At 69.8% G+C, this 16,849-nt stretch carries 19 protein-coding genes; 5 read left to right on the top strand and 14 right to left on the bottom strand.

Going from position 1 to position 16,849, the window contains the following annotated elements:
• The first annotated feature begins 49 nt into the window (after positions 1-49).
• From AB0M73_RS04785 to AB0M73_RS04775, 3 genes are all read left to right on the top strand, one after another.
• Positions 50-682 carry a hypothetical protein gene (locus AB0M73_RS04785; RefSeq protein WP_363886822.1) on the top strand — a complete coding sequence of 211 codons (633 nt, stop codon included), beginning with the start codon at positions 50-52 and terminating at the stop codon, positions 680-682.
• Between the two features lie 307 nt (positions 683-989).
• A complete protein-coding gene (locus AB0M73_RS04780) occupies positions 990-1,532 on the top strand; it encodes a hypothetical protein (protein WP_363886820.1) in 543 nt (180 codons plus the stop codon).
• Between the two features lie 238 nt (positions 1,533-1,770).
• Complete coding sequence (locus tag AB0M73_RS04775) at positions 1,771-2,313, top strand: ferritin (RefSeq protein ID WP_363886818.1); 543 nt, start codon at positions 1,771-1,773, stop codon at positions 2,311-2,313.
• A gap of 18 nt (positions 2,314-2,331) precedes the next feature.
• Here AB0M73_RS04775 and AB0M73_RS04770 read toward each other — a convergent pair whose 3' ends face one another.
• The 5 genes from AB0M73_RS04770 to AB0M73_RS04750 all read right to left on the bottom strand — a co-directional run bounded on the left by AB0M73_RS04770 (position 2,332) and on the right by AB0M73_RS04750 (position 6,062).
• Positions 2,332-3,159 carry a hypothetical protein gene (locus tag AB0M73_RS04770; RefSeq protein ID WP_363886815.1) on the bottom strand — a complete coding sequence of 276 codons (828 nt, stop codon included), beginning with the start codon at positions 3,157-3,159 and terminating at the stop codon, positions 2,332-2,334.
• Positions 3,160-3,162: 3 nt separating this feature from the next.
• Positions 3,163-3,729, bottom strand: a complete 567-nt coding sequence (locus tag AB0M73_RS04765; RefSeq protein ID WP_363886813.1) for a SigE family RNA polymerase sigma factor — start codon at positions 3,727-3,729, stop codon at positions 3,163-3,165.
• A 73-nt stretch (positions 3,730-3,802) separates the two neighbouring features.
• Complete coding sequence (locus tag AB0M73_RS04760; RefSeq protein WP_363886810.1) at positions 3,803-4,153, bottom strand: DUF952 domain-containing protein; 351 nt, start codon at positions 4,151-4,153, stop codon at positions 3,803-3,805.
• 73 nt (positions 4,154-4,226) lie between these two features.
• Positions 4,227-5,183: a DUF5926 family protein gene (locus AB0M73_RS04755; protein WP_363886807.1), complete on the bottom strand. Its 957-nt coding sequence runs from the start codon at positions 5,181-5,183 to the stop codon at positions 4,227-4,229.
• A gap of 27 nt (positions 5,184-5,210) precedes the next feature.
• A complete protein-coding gene (locus tag AB0M73_RS04750; protein ID WP_363886804.1) occupies positions 5,211-6,062 on the bottom strand; it encodes a glycerophosphodiester phosphodiesterase family protein in 852 nt (283 codons plus the stop codon).
• 87 nt (positions 6,063-6,149) lie between these two features.
• Here AB0M73_RS04750 and AB0M73_RS04745 point away from each other — a divergent pair, with 87 nt between their 5' ends.
• Both AB0M73_RS04745 and AB0M73_RS04740 read left to right on the top strand, forming a co-directional pair.
• Positions 6,150-7,340: a cytochrome P450 gene (locus AB0M73_RS04745; protein ID WP_363886801.1), complete on the top strand. Its 1,191-nt coding sequence runs from the start codon at positions 6,150-6,152 to the stop codon at positions 7,338-7,340.
• Between the two features lie 27 nt (positions 7,341-7,367).
• A complete protein-coding gene (locus AB0M73_RS04740) occupies positions 7,368-8,681 on the top strand; it encodes a pentapeptide repeat-containing protein (RefSeq protein WP_363886799.1) in 1,314 nt (437 codons plus the stop codon).
• Here the strand turns inward: AB0M73_RS04740 and AB0M73_RS04735 are convergent.
• From AB0M73_RS04735 to AB0M73_RS04695, 9 genes are all read right to left on the bottom strand, one after another.
• Positions 8,678-9,571 (bottom strand): DUF4328 domain-containing protein, encoded by an 894-nt coding sequence (locus AB0M73_RS04735; protein ID WP_363886796.1) that lies wholly within the window; start codon positions 9,569-9,571, stop codon positions 8,678-8,680. The genes AB0M73_RS04740 and AB0M73_RS04735 overlap by 4 nt on opposite strands.
• Positions 9,572-9,573: 2 nt before the next feature.
• Complete coding sequence (locus tag AB0M73_RS04730; protein ID WP_043720356.1) at positions 9,574-9,909, bottom strand: rhodanese-like domain-containing protein; 336 nt, start codon at positions 9,907-9,909, stop codon at positions 9,574-9,576.
• A 49-nt stretch (positions 9,910-9,958) separates the two neighbouring features.
• The gene (locus AB0M73_RS04725) at positions 9,959-10,843 is read right to left on the bottom strand and encodes a hypothetical protein (RefSeq protein WP_363886793.1); all 885 of its coding nucleotides are present in this window, start codon (positions 10,841-10,843) and stop codon (positions 9,959-9,961) included.
• A 5-nt stretch (positions 10,844-10,848) separates the two neighbouring features.
• A complete protein-coding gene (locus AB0M73_RS04720) occupies positions 10,849-11,355 on the bottom strand; it encodes a SigE family RNA polymerase sigma factor (protein WP_363886790.1) in 507 nt (168 codons plus the stop codon).
• A gap of 44 nt (positions 11,356-11,399) precedes the next feature.
• Positions 11,400-13,223 carry a cation acetate symporter gene (locus AB0M73_RS04715; RefSeq protein WP_363886788.1) on the bottom strand — a complete coding sequence of 608 codons (1,824 nt, stop codon included), beginning with the start codon at positions 13,221-13,223 and terminating at the stop codon, positions 11,400-11,402.
• A 1-nt stretch (position 13,224) separates the two neighbouring features.
• Positions 13,225-13,656, bottom strand: coding sequence for a hypothetical protein (locus AB0M73_RS04710; RefSeq protein WP_232240943.1), 432 nt, complete (start codon positions 13,654-13,656; stop codon positions 13,225-13,227).
• Entirely contained in the window at positions 13,653-14,507 is an 855-nt protein-coding gene (locus AB0M73_RS04705) for a LytTR family DNA-binding domain-containing protein (protein WP_363886903.1), read from the bottom strand. The genes AB0M73_RS04710 and AB0M73_RS04705 overlap by 4 nt, the downstream gene beginning before the upstream one ends.
• Positions 14,508-14,631: 124 nt before the next feature.
• The gene (locus AB0M73_RS04700; protein WP_363886785.1) at positions 14,632-15,513 is read right to left on the bottom strand and encodes a S49 family peptidase; all 882 of its coding nucleotides are present in this window, start codon (positions 15,511-15,513) and stop codon (positions 14,632-14,634) included.
• A gap of 49 nt (positions 15,514-15,562) precedes the next feature.
• On the bottom strand, positions 15,563-16,834 hold the full coding sequence (locus tag AB0M73_RS04695) for a histidine kinase (protein WP_363886782.1): 1,272 nt from the start codon (positions 16,832-16,834) through the stop codon (positions 15,563-15,565).
• Positions 16,835-16,849 lie beyond the last annotated feature (15 nt).

Here is a 16,849-nt window from a genome sequence, read left to right as displayed (position 1 = left end):
AGCTAATCCGTGTAAGAGTTTCCCCCACCTTGAGCACTTTCACTCGAACGTGCTGGCGATTCCTCCCCGCTACGCTGGCTGGTTGACCAGCAAAGGGACCCAGGTGGAGATCTACGCACACATCGACGAGAGCGGCGGCCGACTACCCAGCGGCCGCCGCCTGTACGGCATCGCCGCAGTCCTCACCGAGCAGTCGCACCACGCCGCACTTCGGCAGCGTCTCCGGGAGCTGCTCATGCCGAATGAGGATCACCTGCACTTCTATGACGAGAGCCCCAAGCGGCGCTTGGAGATTTCGGAGAGACTGGCCGACCTGCCATTCACCGGAGCCCTGCTGGTCACTGACGAGACCACCAACACCGAGCAGGAGCGGATGCGTAGGCGGCTGCTCGGGTGGCTGCTACCGCGTCTCCAGCACACCGAGGCGGTGAATCACGCTGTCGTCGAATCGCGCAGCGGCGGCGACAAACACGACCGGCGCACTCGTGACCACCTGATCAAGTCCAGACAGGTCACATCGGACATGCGAGTCACGCACGTCCTCAAGCATCATGACGAACTGCTGTGGCTAGCCGATTTCGTGGCCAGCAGCTACACCACTGCTGTGCTCCACGACCAGCCCGAGCCTTGGTTGACACTCAACGCCGCGCACGCGATCGACGTGATCACCGACCCCGGATAACGCGAAACCCGGGATCCCACCTCCGGCAGGCTTCCCGGGCTCACTTCCAAACGTGCCCTAAGGCCGCTGGCTCCACAGACAGTGTATCAACTGGACCGAGCTCGATTGCCACCTCGATCAGGTGACTGGGACGCGAAACCCGGGCGCCCACGACAACACGGGATACCCGGGTCCACTTCCAGACGCGTCCGCGGACCGTCCGGCTTCTTGATCCACCGTAGTGGCTGGGCCGCCCCACGGTGAACCCTCGGTGGGGTGACGGGGTAGACATGGCGGCACGGCAGCCGAGAGAACGAGGAGCCATCGGGTGAGCGGTTTCATCCACTGGTACGAGAACGGCTGGTCGACCGCTCGGGCCGACCGGACCGTCGCCAGGATCGAGTCACTGGGGCTGACGCTGTCCGATCCGGCGGCGCAGCGGGCGGGGCTGCTGGAGCGGCTGGCGCTGAGCGAGTGTGCGGCGGTGGACGTGGAGTACTGGCTGGACGAGGAGACGGCCCTGTACTGCCGGTTCCGCCGGGTGAGCGAGGACGTGGTGGCGCAGGAGTTCGACCTGGACGGCCTGTCCACGGTGGAACAGCACCAACTGGTGACGGGCATCGTGGAGCTGTTCAACGAGGACGCGGCCAACACGGTGGGCTTCGTGGTGGACCGGTCGGGCGGCTCGCAGGACGTGGAGTGGGACGACGTGGTGCTGGGCCTGCCGAGGATCGTGACGGTGCGGCCGGACGTGCTGGCGCTGCCGGCGGCGCTGGTGGACCGGCTGCACCCGGAGCTGAACGGGCTGACCGGGCGGCCGCTGGGCGCGCTGACGCTGTTCGACCGGGTGAACGCGGCCGCCCACGCCTAGTTGTCCACAGGGCACCGGGGCGAACTCCGTACACAAGGGCCCCGGTGGATGAGCGCTTGAATGCGCTGTTCACCGGGGTTTTCACGATTTGGACACGTTTGTGTTCCCCGGGCTGTCCACCGGCTGTCACCAGGTTGTCCACAGCTATCCCCAGGTTGTCCACAGGGGCTCACCAGGGCGGGGGACAACTGGCTCGGCGAGGGATGTGGGCTGCGCCGTTCGAGGTACCGTTCTTGACATGTCCCCGAACACCGCGACCAAGTTCCATGAGCTGCTCAAGGCGCAGATCCGCAACGAGTTCACGGCCGCCCAGCAGTACGTGGCGATCGCCGTCTGGTACGACGACCAGGACCTGCCCCGGCTGGCCGCGCACTTCTACCGCCAGTCGCTCGAAGAGCGCAATCACGCGATGATGATCGTCCAGTACCTGCTGGACAACGACGTGCGCGTGGCCATCCCCGGCATCGGCGAGGTCCGCAACGACTTCGAGAACGTGCGCGAGCCGGTCGAGCTGGCCCTGCAGCAGGAGCGCACGGTCACCGAGGAGATCACCACGCTGGCCCGCGCCGCCCGCGACGAGGGCGACTACATCGGCGAGCAGTTCATGCAGTGGTTCCTCAAGGAGCAGGTCGAGGAGATCTCCTCCATGTCGACCCTGCTGCACACGGTGGACCGCGCCGGCACCAACGTCTTCCACATCGAGGACTTCCTCAGCCGGGAGAGCGTGGGCGTCGAGGGCGCCGACCCGACCGCCCCGAGGGTGGCCGGCGGCGCGATCTGACGCGCCGGGAATCCGGCGCTACTGGTAGCAGTCCTGCGTGGCCAGCTCCAGCCGCACGTCGGTGACGACGTGCTTGCTGAGCACCAGCCAGTAGTTCGCGCTCGGGTTGCCGGGCACCGGGGTGACCCATTCGTTGCGGCCCATGTGCGGCTTGGCCTGGTCCGGGTACACCGCGCGGACGTCCTCCTCGGAGGAGCCATCGTAGATGCCCTCGGGCGTCTCGGCGTCGGCCCGCCCGCCGATGCGGACCAGGCCGAACTTGGGCGAGAACAGCAGCGAGTAGTACGCGGGCGCGGCCGCCTGGCCGGACCAGTCGTAGCCCTTGCAGCCGGCCGAGTCCACGGGCTGGGCGTTGGGCTGGATCAGCCCGGTGGCCTCCGCCTCGTCGACGGTCATGCCCAGTCGCAGCTGCCCGACCGTGGTGGGACCGAAGGCCAGCGGGCTGGCCGGCGGCTTGGCCTTGGTCGGCGTCGTGGTGGTTGTCGTCGGCGTCGACGATGTCGGCGCGGGCTTCTGCGCCTCGGTGGTGACCGGCGGCGGCGCGACGGTGATGGTGCGCTCGATGGTGGTCGTGGTCGTGGTGGGCGCCGGCGTCGTCGTGGTCAGCCCGGAGCTCTCGGCGGCCGCCAGCGGCGTGCTCGGCGGCGCGTCACCGCTGACGCCGAAGGCGGTGCCGGCGACCAGCACCGTCGCCACCGACAGCATCCCGCCGCCGAAGACCACCCCGGCCCGGCGACGGCGTATCCGCCGCGCCCCCGTGACGACGACGCGTTCGGCCTCCGGCCGCGCGGGCACGTCCAGGCGATCGTCGGCGAAGAGCTTGCGCAGCTCGTCGTCGATGTCCACCGGTCACCTCACCCCCTCCAGGCTCGATCGCAGCGTGACCAACGCCTTGCTCGCCTGGCTCTTCACCGTCCCCTTGCTGATGCTGAGCGTCGCGGCGATCTCCGCCTCGGACAGCCCCTCGTAGTAACGCAGAACGATGACGGCGCGTTGCCTCGGCGGCAACCCTCGCAGAGCCTGCCACAGCGGCTCGTTGTCGAGACGGTCGAACTGCTCGAACGCGTTGTCGGGCAGTTCGGCCATCAGGTTCTCGCGGCGGGTCCGCCGCCAGATGCTGACGTGCGCGTTGGCCATCGCCTTGCGCACGTAGGCCAGCGGCTCGTCGCAGAAGGCCCGGCGGCCGAGCCAGCGCGACCCGACCTTCTCCAGCACGGTCTGCACCAGGTCGGCCGCGTCGTGCGGGTTCCCGGTCAGGGCGTGCCCGTATCTGAGCAGGCCGGGCAGCGCGGTGCGGACGAACTCGGCGAAGTCGGTGTCGACCGCCGTGGCGGTGGACCGAGCCTCTCGCTGCGCCGGGACGACCGTCCACGTGCCGCTGCTCTCCGCCCCCAAGACACTCAGTGGTGCGCTCACTTCCTGATCCCCTCCCCTGTGACCAACTGTTAGAAGGTCGTGTGAGACGGGCTGAGGTTGCGGCGTTGAAAGGTTACAATTCAGCCAACTCCCTGGGCAGGCGGAAGCCTTCGGCCGTTGGCAGGAACGCCACCGCCGCCACCACCGCGCCGACGTTGATCGGCCCGTAGACGTGCGGGAACCAGATTCCGGCCGGGTGCGGCGGCACGCCGGCCTCCCAGCGCACCGGGGCGTCCAGCGCCGCCGGGTCGATGACCAGCAGCAGCATGTCGTCACGGCCGGCGAACAGCGCGTTGGCCGGCAGGTGCGCGGTGCCGAAGTCGGAGCAGTGCACAAAGCCGACCTCGTCCAGCGAAGCGGGCGCCAGCGCGCCCTCCTGCTCGGCCGCGTCCCACTCGTCGCGCGAGCAGATGTGCAAGATCACGAGTTATCCACATCCTCCTGTGGACAGCCGTTATCCGCTGTGGACAACCGGCCGCCGCTGTGGGCAAAGGGTTTCAGCGCAGCGTGACCTGGCGTCCACGCAGACCGTCGAGCGCCCGCCGCTCGGCGTCGGTCAGCGGGCTGTCCACAGCCAGCGCCTCCTTGAGGCGGCTGCCGAGGGCCTCCGCGCCCGGCTCCCACTCGCGCACGTGCAGCTCGGCGTCGAGGTCCCAGACCGGCACCAGAAGGCCGTGCGCACGGAACGAGCCGGCGTAACGGGAGTTCTCGCCGAGGTGCAGCTCGTCGCGGGCGGCCAGCCGGGCCATGGCCTTGAGCAGCTGCTCCTCCGGCTCCGGCCGCACCCAGCGCAGGTGCGCCTTGTCGCCGGCGTCCACCCAGTACGCGGCGTTGAGGCCGTCGCCGGTCAGCCGGGCGCTGGGCATGATCGCGGCGTTGGCCCGCTCAAGGGAGAGCGCGACGTCGCCGGTCGGCTGCGTGTCCTCCGGCAGCCACCAGGCGAAGTCCTCGTGCAGCGTCGGCTGGAGCGGCTCGTCGGCCTTGAGCACGTCCTGGAGACGGCCCGGCTCCTCGCCGTCGTCCACGCCGACCACCGGCAGCGCGTCGCCCGGCGCGGCGGTCAGCGCCCAGCGGATGGCCCGGGCCAGGTCGCGGGACAGGTCGCCGGAGCGGGTCTGCACCTGGAGGCCGACGAACGCCGTGCCGTCGGAGCGGACGAGCGCGGCGGCGGCCATCGGCAGCACGGTGGCCAGCGTGACGCTGCGCTCGTGCGGCTCGGCCAACGTGAGCGGCGCGGTCGCGGACGGCACGAACTCGCGCAGGGCGATCAGCTCCGGCTCCGCGGCCAGGCCCTCGAACGGGCGCGCCACCATGACGTCGGCCGCGCCGCCGGCCAGGCCGTGGCAGGCCTTGTACCGCTTGCCCGAGCCACACGGACAGGACTGCCGCGGGTTGATCCCGTCGGCCGTGGCCGTTGTCTTCGCCGCGCGCTTGACAGCCGTCCGCCTGGACACGGTTTCCTCCTCGGAGTGGGGCCCGGGTCACTCCCCGGGTAGGGCTTGGCCGACCGTAGCCGACGGCCCGGAGTCCAGATGGCGACGGGTGTGCGCGGGGGCGTTGGTGGCGAGGTAGCGCACGCCGGCGCGTCGGCACAGGTCGATGTCGGCCGGTTCGTCGACCGTCCAGCAGTACGTGTCGCGGCCCTGCTCGGCGCAGCGGGCGACGTAGTCCGGGTGCTCACGCAGCAGGTGGATGCCCGGACCGGTGATATCGGCCCAGTCGGGCATCTCCCCGCTGCGCATGGTCGTCGGGAGCCGGTCGAGCAGCAGCACGGTCGGCAGCTGGGGCGCGTGCTGGCGGACGCGGCGGACAGCCAGGCGCGAGAAGGACATCACGACCACGCGTGACTCCTCCTTGCTGGCCGGCGCGCTCAGGCCGTGCCGGCGCAGCTGGGCGATCAGCTTCGCCTCGACCAGCCCCGTGTAGCGGACCGGGTGCTTGGTCTCGACGAACAGCTTCACCGGCCGCGGCGTGTCCTTCAGCAGCCCGAGCAGGTCCTCAAGCGTGAGCAGGCCGCGTTCGTGCTGCTCGGCCGAGGGTTGGGCGAGCGGCTCATGGATGAGGTCGTCGGCCGACTCGGGCAGCTCGTGGTGCCACTGGCCGAAATCCAGCTGATTGAGCCGGTCCAGGGTCAGCGTGCTCACCACGCCCCGGCCCGTGGACGTGCGGTCGACCTTGCGGTCGTGCACGCACACCAGGTGGCCGTCCCTGGTCAGGCGAATATCGCATTCGAGGCCGTCCGCGCCCTGGTGGAGGGCTAGCTCGTAGGCCGCTCTCGTGTGTTCGGCGCGGTGCTCTGAGGCGCCCCGGTGCGCCACGATCTCGGGTCTCACGCGCGCATTCTGAGGTATTCGGGTGAACTGCGGGTGACCGGGCCAACGCTGGACCACGGATGGGTGAGCGAATTACCGTCGGTCACCATGACGACGTTCGACCCGAAGGACCCGGCGTTCATCGCGGATCCGTACCCCGTGTTCGCGCGGATGCGCGCCGAGGGCGAGGTGCACCAGCACGCCGACTTCGGGCTGCCCGTCACCCTCTCGCACGCCGCGTCCGCCGCCGTGCTCCGCCACCGCGGCCTCGGCCGCATCTGGTCGGACGCCAAGCCGGTGGACGCCTTCGCCGCGTTCAACCTGCTGCATCGCAACTCGCTGTTGGAGAACGAGCCGCCCACCCACACCCGGCTGCGGCGGCTGATCTCCACCGCCTTCGGCCGCGGCCACATCGAGCGGCTGCGGCCCTGGGTCGGCGAGCTGGCCACCCGGCTGGTCGACGACGTCGCCGCGCGCATCGACGCCGACGGCCACGCCGACCTGCTCGAACTCGTCGCCGCCCCGTTGCCGGTCGAGGTCATCGCCGAGCTTCTCGGCGTGCCCGGCTCCGACCGGGCGCTGCTGCAGCCCTGGTCCAACACCATTGTCAAGATGTACGAGTTCGGTCTGCCCGACACCCAGCGGGCGCAGGCCGAGGACGCCGCCGGCGAGTTCGTCTCGTACCTGCGGGAGCTCATCGCCCTGCGCCGCAAGACTCCCGGCACCGACCTGGTCAGCGACCTGGTCGCCGAGACCGACGCCGACGGGGCCAAGCTCACCGAGGACGAGCTCGTCGCCACCGCGGTGCTGCTGCTCATGGCCGGGCACGAGGCCACCGTCAACGTCATCGGCAACGGCGTCTTCGCCCTCATGCAGCACCGCGACCAGTGGCAGCGGCTCGTGGCTGATCCCGGCCTGCTCCCCACGGCCGTCGAGGAGCTCATCCGCTACGACTCGCCGCTCCAGCTCTTCGAGAGAACCGCCACCGCCGAGGTCGAGGTCGCCGGTCTCACCCTCCGTCCCGGCGACAAGATCGCCGCCCTGCTCGGCTCCGCCGCGCGGGATCCCCTCGTCTTCGCCCAGCCCGACGTCCTCGACATCGGCCGCTCGCCCAACCCCCACCTGGGCTTCGGGGCCGGCATCCACTACTGCGTCGGCGCACCTCTGGCCCGCATCGAGGTCTCGGCGACGTTGGAGGCCCTCGCCCGCCGCCTGCCCGGCCTCCAGCTCGCTGCCCAACCCGAGCGCCGTGCGGAGTTCGTCATCCGCGGCCTCAGTTCGCTGAGCCTGACCGTGTGATCCGCCGGGCGGAGGTAGAACCTCCCCATGACGAGCATGCCGCCCGATGCCGAGCGCCTTCCGGTCCGACTGTCCGCTCGGAGGGTGCTGTACGTATTGGTCGGGGTGGTCGCCACCACTGTCAGTGTTGGGCTGGTCTTGTGGCTATGGCTCCGCGGCGACAACCTGATCGGTAAGGACCTGTCAGCTGCGCAGTTGGACCTGGCGCACATCGCTGCCAGCGTGGCCGTTGCCGGCGGCGGCGCGTTTGCATTGTACCTCGCAGTACTGAGGCAGCAGACCGCTGACCGCACGCTGGCCCACAACGAGGATGTCGCAAAGAAGACCCAACAGCATCAGGAACGTGTTGCCGCCGCAACAGAAGCCGATGCCAAACGCAGGGCAGTCACCGAGCAGTACACCAAGGCTGTTGAACAGTTGGGCTCGGAAAAGGCTCCGGTAAGACTCGGAGCCTTGTACGCGCTGGAGCGCTTGGCGCGAGACAACGAGGAGCTGCGCCAGACCGTGGTGAACGTCGCGTGCGCATACCTTCGGATGCCCTTCACTATCCCTACCGAGGATTCTGCAATGGGCAGAGATGAGATCCTCCGCAACGCTCGCCCGCAGTTCGATATCCGAAAAGGCAAGCTTCACCCCTCTCGGATGACTCCGCGCAGAAACCCCGACCGCGAGTGGCGGTCGTTCGAAGAACGCGAGGTGCGACTGACCGCCCAGCGACTCATCCAAGATCACACTCGTACATCAGGGCCAGACTATTGGGGCCCGGTAGATCTGAATCTTTCACGCGCAGTCCTGATCAACTTCGAACTAATCTACGCCAAGATCGGAGATTTGAACCTCACCAAGGCCACCTTCTACCGGCAAGCACATTTCTACGGTTCAACCTTCGCTTCACTCGACGCCAGCGGAGCGCAGTTTGGCGACAGACTCTGGTTTCACGAGAACACTGTAAAGGGAGCCTTCTCAATACTAGACGCCCACTGCCACGAGGCGGTCAGCTTCGGCCATAGCACATTCAACTCTTTTGCCGCATTCATCGGCAGCACGCACAGCGAGCTCTGTTCGATCTACAATTGCACATTCAAAATGCAGGCAAACTTCGACGGGATGCTGTTCCAGAAGGATGCAAGCTTTCATGACACGACATTCAATAGCTGGGCAGTCTTTTCAAAGATGGGAGCACTGGCAAGGACCAGCTTTCAAGGAACCAAATTTCACGACGAGTCGAAATTTGACGATGCAGTTTTTGTTGGGCAGGTCGATTTCAGTGGGGCTGCGTTCGCTACAACACCCGAGTTCACCGGTACCCGCTTTGGGGCCGGGCACAACCTCGAAGCCTAGCGCGGGGTGCCGGCGGCGCGGAAGGTGCGCAGCGGCGGCTCGGGGGCGTCGGTGACCTTGACCAGGCGCAGGCGGTGCACGGTGGCCGGGTCGATGGGCTCCAGGAGCTGGGTGACGCGGCTGACGAACAGCGCACCGGTGGCGGCGACGAAGCCGGCGACCAGGTCGGCGAGGAGGTGGAGTTCGACGCCGTTGGCCAGGGACTGGACGCTGGAGCCGAAGAGGGTGACGAGCCAGACGAGGACGAACAGGAGCTCGCCGACGGCCCAGGCGGCCCACCACATGAGCAGGAGGCGGGAGGGACGCGGGCGCTCGGCGGCGGGCTTGCGAGCGGCGGCGTGCTCCAGCTCGGCGAGGATGGAGCCGGCGACGGCCATGTTGAGCACCGGCACGAGAAGGCCGATGAGGACGTCGCGCAGGGAGCGGGCGGGGCGCTGGCCGGAGACCTCGGCGGCGACGTCACGGGCGCGCAGTACCCACAGGACGCCGAGGGTCAGCGAGGCCAGGGCGGCGAGGCCGGAGACGACCCCCGCAGTGACGACGAGGGCGTCGGAGAAGGCCACGACGGTGCGGGACAGCGCACCGCTGCGGCTGAGGATCAGCAGCACGTAGCGCCAGCCCTCGCCGACAACGGCGACACCGAGGGCAGCGGTGGTGATCCACAGCGTGGCGACGAGGTTGCGCGAGAGCATCCGCAGCTGGTCGAGGGGCTTGGGCCTGGCCTTGCGGCCGAAGGCCACCGGCCAACGCCAGCTGAGCTGGGGAAACCCCCACCGGGGCGGCACGGGGTACGAGGGCGGCCCGGTGTAGGGCAGGGGCCGCCGGGGCACGGACCGCGACGCGCCGGACTGCGGTGGCGGGGTCGCCACCCACTGCCACCGCCCGGCCATGCTCAGATCACCTCGGGAACGACGCCCTCGGCGGCGACCAGCGGGAAGCCCTGCTGGTGCCACACCTGCATGCCGCCGGCGACGTTGACGGCGTCCCAGCCGCTCTGGTTGAGGTACATGGTGGCCCGGGCGGAGCGGCCGCCCATGCGGCACACCACGTACACCTCGCCGCTGTCCTGGGGGACCTCGCCGATGCGCTCGGCCAGCTCGCCGAGGGGGATGTGGATGGCCTGCGGCGCGTGCCCGGCGGCCCACTCGTCGTCCTCACGGACATCGAGCAGCACGGCTTCGACGGGCACCTGGTCGACCGATGTGGTCGGCACCTCCTGCGGCATCATGCTCCGAATGCTGCCACGCGGCGGGGTGGGGCAGGCGTGAACCCCCACCTCAGCCGGTGCCGGCGATGGCTTCCCCGATGGCGGTGAGCTGGGTTTCGCTCAGCGGCAGGGAGTGCCGGCCGGCGCCGTCGGGCACGGCCAGGGTGCCGGGCTCGCCGGGGACCTTGGTCCAGTCGGCGCTGGAGAAGCCCTCGGCGGTGATCACGTACAGCCGGTGCGCCGGGGTGTAGACCCGCAGCGCCTGCGACGGGTGTCCGGGGTCGTACTTCGTCTCGGCATAGAGCTGCATGACGGTGCCGTCGGACAGGGTCCGGCGCAGCGGCGCGGTGCAGCCGCCGTTGACGAACTGCTCGCTGTCGGCGGCCTGCGTCGCCGTGCCGGTGTAGCCACGCGCCTCGACGTACACGCTGCCGCCGCCACCGGCGTCGATGACGTCGGCCCAGGTGCTGGCCAGCAGCCCGTCGCCGCTGGACGGCTTCTCGGCGGCGGTGCTCCGGGTGATCTTCAGCCTGGTGCCGGGCGACGCGATCTTCATCAACGCCCTGAGCAGCGTGTCGCTGAGCTTGTCCGCGCTGACCGGGTCGGCCTTGGGCTCGCCGGGCACGCTGAGCACGTTGGAGCAGTCCTTGCTGTTCGAGTGCGCGGTGGACACCCAGCCCGACAACGTGGTCGTCGGCGAACCGCTCGACGTCGACGCGGCGGCCAGCTGGTTGGCCGGCATGCCACCGGACAGGCTGGAACGCAGCACGGAGGCCGTGATGCCGACGCCGGCGACCACGGCGACAACGCCGAGGGTGGCCCCGAGGCGCCGGGCCCGCAGCCGACGGCGGCCACGCCGCACGACGTCGTCCAGGGCGGTGTGCACGGGCGGCGGCAGCTGCTCGGAGACCTCGGCGCGCAGCAGGGCCAGCAGCTCCTCGTCTTCGGTGTCCACGCTGATCACCTCGCCGCCTGAAGCAAGCCGGTCACGGCACCGTACGCCTTGCGCAGGGTGGTCAGACCGCGGGAGGTCTGGCTCTTGACCGTGCCGGTGGTGCAGCCGAGAGCGTCGGCGACCTCCTCCACGGACAGGTCCTCGACGAACCGCAGCACGAGCACGGCCCGCTGCCGCGCCGGCACCTCCTGGAGGGCTTTGAGCAGCGACGGCCGGTCCTCGACGCTGGAGGTGTTCTGCTCGACCACAACCTCCGGCGGGTCGGCCATCACCTGCTCACGCTTGCGGCCGCGCCGCTTGGTGTCGAGGAAGGCCCTGGTCAGCACGGTGTGGAGGTAGGCGTCGGCGCTCTCGATGCGGACCTTGTTCCAGCGCCCGTACATGCTCACGAACGCGGTCTGGGCGATCTCCTCGGCCTCCAGCCAGTTGCCGCACAGCGCGTGCGCCATCCGCCGCGCGCCGTCGAAGCGGCTGGTGAAGAAGTCGGCGAAGCCGTCGTCGCGCAGTGCCACATCTGGGTGGACGTCTTGTCCCCCGAATGGGTTGCGCACCGATGTCAGGCCGTGGAGGACGACCGCCGTGACCGCAGCCGCGGTCGGATGGCCAGCCGACGGTGCCGGCCGTCGGTCTGCCCCTCGCCGAACCGCAGCACGTCCCGGTCGCGGGTGAAGCCGAGCGGGTCGGGGGCGTGCAGCCGCAGCATGATCCGGTTGACGTCCTCGGGCCGCCGCCGGTGGGTGGCCTTGCTGACGATGATCATGGTAATGAAGGCGACCGGCACGGTGATCAGCGCGGGCTGCTGGAGCACGGCCGGCGCCCAGTTGCCGGTGTAGCCGCTGACGATGTTGCCGATCAGCGCCAGCGCGACCAGGCTGCCGCCGAGCACCATGCCGACGCCGGCGCCGACCCAGGTCAGGCCCCGCCACCAGATGCCGAGCATGAGCACCGGGCAGAAGGTGGACGCGGCCATCGCCAACGCCATGCCCACGCCCAGCGACACGTCGTTGTTGTGCAGCAGCAGCGCCCCGACCAGCGGCGCGAGCACGACCAGCACGGTCGACCAGCGGAAGTCCCGGACGCGGCCGCGGGAGACGTCGGTGGAGACCACGCCGGCCAGGCTGACCAGCAGCCCGGACGAGGTGGACATGAACGCGGCGAAGGCGCCGGCGGCGACGATCGCGCCCAGCACCTGGCCGAGGATGCCGGGCAGCATCGCCTGCGGCAGCAGCAGCACCGCCGCGTCGGTCTTGCCGGTGACCAGCAGCTGCGGCTCGTAGATGCGGGACAGCGCGCCCAGTAACGCCGGGAACAGGTAGAACATGCCGAGCAGCAGCAGCACGTGCAGCGTGGTGCGGCGGGCCGAGCGGCCGTCGGGGTTGGTGTAGAAGCGGGCCAGCACGTGCGGCAGGCCGAGGATGCCGAGGAACGTGGCGAAGATCAGCGAGTAGCTGTCGAACAGCTCGGGCAGCCCGCCGGACTGCGGCCGCAGCCAGTCGGCGTTGCTCTGCACGGCGCCGTCGACCATCGGCACGGCGCTGCCGGCGCTGAACGACAGCTGCGTCTTGGCCCCGATGTTCTGCTGGCTCACGCCCCACACGGCCGAGCCGTCGACCCGCTGCCCGTTGACCCAGCCGTGCACCTCGGGCAGCCGCAGCGGGTGCTCCACGCGCAGCCGGACCGGCTGCTCCAGGGTCACGGTGGTGTCCTTGGTGAACATCGGCGGCCCGTCGGCGGCCAGGCTCTGCTGCCCGTCCGGCGGCCCGCTGCCGGCGAACACGATGCACAGCACGAAGGCCGGCACGCTGATCGCGAACAGCTTCACCCAGTACTGGAACGCCTGGACCAGGGTGATGGCCCGCATGCCGCCGCTGAGCACGTTGATCACGACCACGACGGCCACGACCACGATGCCCAGCCAGTCCGGGGCCCACGGCAGCACGCTGTTCAGCGTGAGGCCGGCCCCCTGGAGCTGCGGGATCAGGTAGATGTAGCCGATGGCCACGGTGATCACGGCGGCCACGCCGCGCAGCCCGCGGGAGCCGAGCCGGGCCTCGACGAAGTCGGGCAGCGTGTAGGCCCCGGAGCGGCGCAGCGGGGCGGCCACGAACAGCAGCAGCGCGAGGTAGCCGGCGGTGAAGCCGATGGCATACCAGAGCTCGTCGGGCCCGTTCTTGAGGACGAGGCCGACGATGCCGATGAACGACGCCGCGGACAGGAACTCGCCGGCGATGGCGGCCGCGTTCTGGTGGGCCGAGACCCGCCGCCGGGCGACCAGGAAGTCGCGGGTGGTGTTGGCCGTGCGGGAGCCGTGATAGCCCAGGTAGAACGTGCCGATCACGATGATCGCGATGCTCACGCACGCCAGCGCGTTGATCCCCATGTCAGTGGTCGACCATGCTCACGAAGTCGCGCTCGTGCCGTTCCGCGCGCCGCACGTACCAGACACCCAGGCCGTAGAGCAGCGGATACGGCAGCGCGCCGAGCAGCACCCACGGCAGCCGGATGCCGAAGATCGTCAGGTCGCCGAAGGACGGGAACAGGAAAAACAGCAGCGGCAGGCTGGCGATGGTGAAGATGAGCAGGATCGCCATCCAGAACGAGGTGCGGAACTGGGCCCACACCAGGCTGCGCACCAGGTGCTCGCCGACGCTGGTCTGCTCCTCCAGCTCGACGATGGTGCGGGCGACCGTGCGTGAGCCCTTGGCCTCGGCCAGCACGACCTTCTTGCGTCGCGGCGGCTTGCGTTGCGGCTGCGCCGGCTCGACCGGCACCAGCTCGGTCGAGGGCTTGGCGGGCTCCCGGTCGCCCGTCATGTGCCGGCGCCCCAGCCGTGCTTGGGCTGGCGGACCAGCCGGTCCTTGAGCTCACGGGTGTGCCGGCGGCTGACCGGCAGCTCCTTCTCGTCGGAGCCGGCGCCGACCACCACGGTGTAGCCGGACGAGCCCATGCGCAGCTCGGTGACCAGCGGCAGCGACACCAGGAAGGACCGGTGGATGCGGATGAAGCCGGCGTCGGCCCAGCGCTCCTCCAGCTGGGCCAGCGGGATGCGGACCAGGTGGCTGCCCTCCGCGGTGTGCAGCCGGGCGTAGTCGCCCTGGGCCTCCACGTACCGCACGGTGGAGCGGGGCACCAGTTTGGTGGTGCCGGCCAGCTCGACCGGGATCACCTCGTCGTCGCCGGCTTGCTCGACCACGCCGCCGACCGGGGTCGGCGGGGCCGCGGTCAGCAGCCGGAACTTGGCCACCCGGTCGATGGCCATGTCCACCCGGGCCTGCTGCGGCGGCTTCACGATGTAGTCCAGCGCGCCGAGCTCGAAGGCGGTGACGGCCTCCTCGGACAGCCCGGTGACAAAAACCAGCTGCGGCTTGTCCCGGAACGCGTTGATGACCTGGGCCAGCTCCAGCCCGGACAGGCCGGGCATGGAGATGTCGGCGAACACGGCGTCGACGGGGCACAGGCCGCGGTCCAGCCGCTGCTTGGTCTCGGGGTCCGCGCCGCGGATGACGCGCAGCGCCTCCGCCGCGTCGTACGCCCCGATCACCCTGCGGACCTGCGAATTCTGGCCGAGCAGGTAGGTCAGCTCGTCGAGCCCGTGGGCCTCGTCATCGACGGCCAACACGAGGAGACCTGGCGTGGTGTCCTGAATGCTCACTGTGCCGCGCAATCTTGCCGATCGACCGGTGGTTGTGTCCATCTTCGACCACCGTTCGATCGGGGTGAAGCCGGCCCCGTCGCAAGGCCGGCCCTGACCACGCAGGCTGATCTACGTGGCGGGCCGCGGAAGCGGTTCAGAGCCCGAAGCGGGACCAGGTGGCGCGCTGCTCAACGGCCTCGATCGCGGCCAGCACCTTCTCCCCGGCGCCGCCGAACACCGAGCTCCCGCCGGCGATGCCCAGCCGGGCCAGCAGCGGCTTGCGGGCCTCGGCCACCGCGATCTCCGCGCCGGGGAACTTCTTGGCCACGACCTCCCGCAGCGAGCCCAGCCCGTCGACCAGGCCCAGCTCCAGCGCCTTGGCCCCGGTCCAGACCTCGCCGGTGAACAGCTCCGGGTTGTCGGCCAGCTTGTCGCCGCGGCGCTGTTTCACCCAATCGGTGAACTCGGTGTGCAGCTCGCCCTGCAGCCCCTTGAGCCAGGCGATGTCCTCGTCCTTGACCGGGCTGAACGGGTCGAGCCGGTGCTTGTGCTCGCCGGCGGTGTAGACCCGGCGCTCCACGCCGAAGCGCTCCAGCAGGCCGGTCAGGCCGAAGCCGGCGGTGATGACGCCGATGGAGCCGACCATGGAGGTGCGGTGGGCGTAGATCTCGTCGGCGGCACAGGCCAGCCAGTAGCCACCGGAGGCGGCCACGTCCTCGCAGAAGGCCAGCACCGGCACCTTCTTCTTGGCCGCCAGCTCCCGGATCCGCTCGCCGACCAGCGCGGACTGGGTGGGCGAGCCGCCCGGGGAGTTGATCGCCAGTGCGACCGCCTGCAGCCGGTCGTGGGCGAACGCCTTGGCCAGCGCCGGCTCGATGGCGTTGAGATTGATCGCGCCCCGGCCCAATGGCTGCGGGGTCGGCGTGATCACGCCGTGCAGCCGCACCACGGCGACCACCGGCGACCGGTCGACCCGATCGCCGAGAATGGGCAACCTGGCGGCCAGCTTGTCGGCCAGCTTCTCCGGGACGTTCATGGTCGGAGACCCTACGCGTGAACAGTGTTCAACGGGCGGCTGTGCGCCGTCAGCGAACCGGGCTCAGTCGGACCCGCCGGTCGTCCGGGCCGGGGCCGTCGTCGGCGCCGTCGTCCGGCACCACGGCCAGCACCGGCCGCACGCCGGGGCTGAACTTGGGCACCCGCATGGTGACCTTCATGCCGGCGTCGGGGGCCGTCTCGACCATGAGCGCGTAGTCCTCGCCGAACACCGTGCGCATGCGGTTGTTGATGTTGCCGATGCCGACGTGGGCGCCGGACTTGTGGGCGTCCTTGAGGTCGTCTAGCAGCAGGTCGGCGTCCATGCCGACGCCGTCGTCCTCGACGCTGATCAGCGCCTCGCTGCCGTTGTCCTGGGCGATGATGGTGACGGTGCCGCCGCCGGGCTTGTTGGCCAGGCCGTGCTGCACGGCGTTCTCGACCAGCGGCTGGAGCACCAGGAACGGCACGACCACGTTGAGCACCTCGGGCGAGATGCGCAGCCGCACGGACAGCCGCTCGTTGTAGCGGGCCCGCTGGATGGTCAGGTACCGGTCGATGTTGCGCAGCTCCTCGGCCAGCGTGGTGAACAGCCCGTTGGCCCGGAAGGAGTAGCGGGTGAACTCGGCGAACTCCTGGAGCAGCTCGCGGGCGTGCTCCGGGTCGGTCCGCACCAGCGAGCTGATGGCGTTGAGGGCGTTGTAGACGAAGTGCGGGGAGATCTGCGCGCGCAGGGCCTTGACCTCGGCCTGGGCCAGCCGCTGCCGGGACTCCTGGAGCTCGCCCAGCTCAAGCTCGGTGCAGACGAAGCGGGCCACCTCCTGGGACATCCGGTAGAGCCGCTTGCTGCCGACGCCGCCCACGATGATCAGCGCGCCGCGGGTCCGGGACTCCACGATCAGCGGCACGATCACCGCCTGGCGCATCTTGCAGTTGCCCTTGTCGACGCACTCCAGCTCGTCGTGCTCGACGAACTCCTTGCGCTCGCCGCTGATCGCCTTGACGATCGCGTCCTGGAGGTCGACGTAGTGCTCGTTGGCGTCGCCGTCCCAGGACAGCAGCGCGCCCCGCTCGTCGGTCATGCCGACCGCGACACACTTGAGCAGCTCGACCAGGTTCTTGCACGCCTTGTCGGCGGCGTCGGGGGTCAGCCCGTCCCGCAGGTCCGGCGCGGCCTTGGACATGCGGTGCAGCGCGTCGGCGACGGCTTCGTCGACCGACGTGCTGACCCGACGCGCCCGGCACAGCAGAACGAACAGCCCGAGCACGGCGAGCGTCGCGATGATGCCGAGCACTGTTTGCTCGGTCAGGAGCTCGACCACCCCGCAATGCTCCGC

It is taken from the genome of Kutzneria sp. NPDC051319 (assembly GCF_040682195.1).
Lineage (GTDB): Bacteria > Actinomycetota > Actinomycetes > Mycobacteriales > Pseudonocardiaceae > Kutzneria.
The sequence above is the reverse complement of the archived record's forward strand: the minus strand, read 5'-3'. Positions and strand labels throughout refer to the sequence as shown.

Coding starts and splice junctions, on each gene's coding strand:
- AB0M73_RS04775 (WP_363886818.1), top strand. CDS start 1,771: ATGTCCCCGAACACCGCGACCAAGTTCCATGAGCTGCTCAAGGCGCAG.
- AB0M73_RS04745 (WP_363886801.1), top strand. CDS start 6,150: ATGACGACGTTCGACCCGAAGGACCCGGCGTTCATCGCGGATCCGTAC.
- AB0M73_RS04740 (WP_363886799.1), top strand. CDS start 7,368: ATGACGAGCATGCCGCCCGATGCCGAGCGCCTTCCGGTCCGACTGTCC.
- AB0M73_RS04735 (WP_363886796.1), bottom strand. CDS start 9,571: ATGGCCGGGCGGTGGCAGTGGGTGGCGACCCCGCCACCGCAGTCCGGC.
- AB0M73_RS04730 (WP_043720356.1), bottom strand. CDS start 9,909: ATGATGCCGCAGGAGGTGCCGACCACATCGGTCGACCAGGTGCCCGTC.
- AB0M73_RS04715 (WP_363886788.1), bottom strand. CDS start 13,223: ATGGGGATCAACGCGCTGGCGTGCGTGAGCATCGCGATCATCGTGATC.
- AB0M73_RS04710 (WP_232240943.1), bottom strand. CDS start 13,656: ATGACGGGCGACCGGGAGCCCGCCAAGCCCTCGACCGAGCTGGTGCCG.
- AB0M73_RS04700 (WP_363886785.1), bottom strand. CDS start 15,513: ATGAACGTCCCGGAGAAGCTGGCCGACAAGCTGGCCGCCAGGTTGCCC.